General features: G+C 62.9%; 2 protein-coding genes. Both read left to right on the top strand.

Going from position 1 to position 2,639, the window contains the following annotated elements:
* Positions 1 to 259: 259 nt before the first annotated feature.
* On the top strand, positions 260 to 1,657 hold the full coding sequence (locus K288_RS0143025; protein ID WP_027584830.1) for a site-specific integrase: 1,398 nt from the start codon (positions 260 to 262) through the stop codon (positions 1,655 to 1,657).
* Positions 1,658 to 1,830: 173 nt separating this feature from the next.
* Entirely contained in the window at positions 1,831 to 2,208 is a 378-nt protein-coding gene (locus K288_RS0143020) for an NUDIX hydrolase (RefSeq protein WP_027584829.1), read from the top strand.
* The last annotated feature ends 431 nt before the right edge of the window (positions 2,209 to 2,639 follow it).

Genomic DNA, 2,639 nt, shown 5'->3' with positions numbered 1-2,639 from the left:
GTTTCCATCCCCCAGGACTTAGCGCCAGCGTCGGGGCGCCAGGACCACACGTCTATATTTTGAGACCCGCTGACACCCGCTGACACTAAGAAAACCCTTCAAAACAAGCGCTTTCCGCGTAACCTGTTGACGGGGCTATCTCGCGGACTCGGTCAGAACTAGGGCCAGGCCCCAAGCGACGGCACCCGGATGGCAACCTGACGCCAACGCTTCACAAGCCCGGCCCTATAGGTCTCAAACCCTCTAGGAGCAAGAAACCATGAGCCATCTTACCACAACCGCCGCGAGCCCCAAGCGCAAGGGCGGCCCAACGATCCTCACCGACCGGACCTGCGAGAAGCGGGTCACCAAACGGATCAAAGTCTACGACCGGAAATGCCCCGGCCTATACGTCAGCATTACGCCGTCCGGAGTCGCCAGCTTCTCGTTCAAGTTCACCGACCCGGAAACCGGCAAGCAGCGCTGCGGCTGGCTCGGCGTCTACAACAGCGAGACCTTTAACGTCGATACGGCGCGCAGCACAGTCTATGCCCTGAAGGCGGTCGGCAATGCCGCGATCGTCGAGACCTTCCACTCGCGGAAGGCACAGAAGTCAAGAGCCGGCAAGACGGTCGATGAGATCATCGAGGAGCGGATCGAATGGATGGAAACGCCGGTCAAGAAACCGGACGGCGAGATGCGCCCGCGCATCGAGACATGGGAGAACGTCGCCAGCCACCTGCGGCGCTTGCTGTCACCGCGCCTCGGCAAAAAGCTGGCGCGTGATGTCACCAAGCACGACATCGCCACCCTGTCCAACGACATCGTCGCCGGCCGGCATGGCGGCACGCCCTCGGTCGCCAACGCCCGCCACATGCGCCGCGCGGCGAGCGGCCTGTTCAACTGGGCGGCGGAAGCCGGGCGCGAGTACGTCACCGCGAGCCCGTGCGTCAACCTGCCGAAGCTGGACGCCGAGCATCCGCGCCAGCGCGTCCTGTCGGCCGACGAGATCAGGATTTTCTGGCACGGCCTCGACCGCGAGGACCTGCCGTGGGATCGCCGGACCCGGCTGGCGCTCAAGTTCGAGCTGGTGACCATGCTGCGCTCGGGCGAGCTGCTGGCTGCCGCGCGCTCCGAGCTGCACGATCTCGATGGCGACAATCCGCGCTTCGTGGTCCCGCTCAAGCGGGTCAAGAAACGGCGCGACATCATCCAGCCGCTCTCAAGCCTTGCGGTCGAGATCATCTGCGAGGCGCTGACGAACGTGCAGCAACAGCACGTGTTCGCCAGCCCGCGCGGCGACCAGCCGCTTGAGCGCAAGGCAATGGCAACGGCGCTGCGCGGCACCAAGCGCAAGGGTGGGGAGGTCAGGACGCCCGGCATCTGCGCGCTGCTCGGGTTGAAGCCGTTCACGCCGCACGACCTGCGCCGCACCGCCGCGACCTTGGCCGGCGATCTCGGCTTTGACGAGGCAGCGATTGCGCGGTGCCTCGACCATGCTGTGACGAAAAAGCAGGACGTCATCATCCCGACCGTCACCGGGAAGGTCTACAACCATTCCAAGCGGCTGAAGCAGAAGCGCGCGGTGCTGGACGGGGTCGCCGCCGAACTGCGCAGGATCATCGAAGCGGCGGTATCGATGAAACAGGCTGAGACCGAACTGCTACTCGCCGCCTAGCCTGAGCCGGGCTCCCGCGCATGCGACGGCGGCCTCCGGGCCGCCGCACTGGTTCCATATCCGGACAAATCCGGTGGAGCTCGATCAGCAGCTTCCGCGACCTCTTGCTTCCGCTAGAATAAGTATGGAGTGAGTCGTTGATAAATTCTTAGAGCGGAGCAGTCCCACAGGAAATGGCGAAGTCCTCAAAGCTAGTGGCCTCGAAGCGAGGTCGCGTACTTCTTGTCAGACGACGGCGTGACAGGCTGTGGATGTTTCCCGGCGGACGCAAGCGCGGAAGCGAAACCGAGAAACAGTGCTTGCGACGCGAAATCAAGGAAGAATTGCCAAAGCTAAAGGTTGGACAGCTAAAGCTTTGGAAAGAGGTGAAGGCAAAGAACCGCCGCTCCGGTCGTAAGATGAGCGACGCGATCTTTATCGCCGATAACGCTTCGGGCTCTCTCACAATTGGCGACAAGTACGAGATCGATCGCGCGATATGGCGTAAACCGCGCGGCGTACGGCTGACGCCGACCTCGCGCTACATCCGCGACAAGCTATTTCCGAAGTGATCGCAAGGTCGAGATTGGGTGCCGCCGGACAGGATTGGCACGCAGCATCGCGGCCAAAGCTTCGGCGGATTATGGGCGAGCCCGCAACACAAGCCAAAACCGAACTGCTTCTCGCCGCCTGATCAATTTCCGGGTCGGGCTTCGTTCGCGACCCACGCTTATGCGCCTTTCGGCAGGCACGTACGGCCGCGCCCTGCGCGCAACCGTTCGTTGTGTGCTACACTGTCGTCGCCGGGAAACCGGCATATCCAAACGTCGGCCAAGTCGGCGCATCGGCTTCACGCGGGCCGGTGCGTCGATTTTTGTTTGTCAGCACGAGTCCCGCACGCGCAATGGTGTTTCCCGCCCTGCCGTTTTCGGTCTATGCTCACCATGCCACCCAAAAGGAGATCAAGGAGACCTAACCCGCGCCTTGCCGCCGGGCGCAATGA

The organism is Bradyrhizobium sp. Ai1a-2, from assembly GCF_000426245.1.
GTDB lineage: Bacteria > Pseudomonadota > Alphaproteobacteria > Rhizobiales > Xanthobacteraceae > Bradyrhizobium.
The sequence above is the reverse complement of the archived record's forward strand: the minus strand, read 5'-3'. Positions and strand labels throughout refer to the sequence as shown.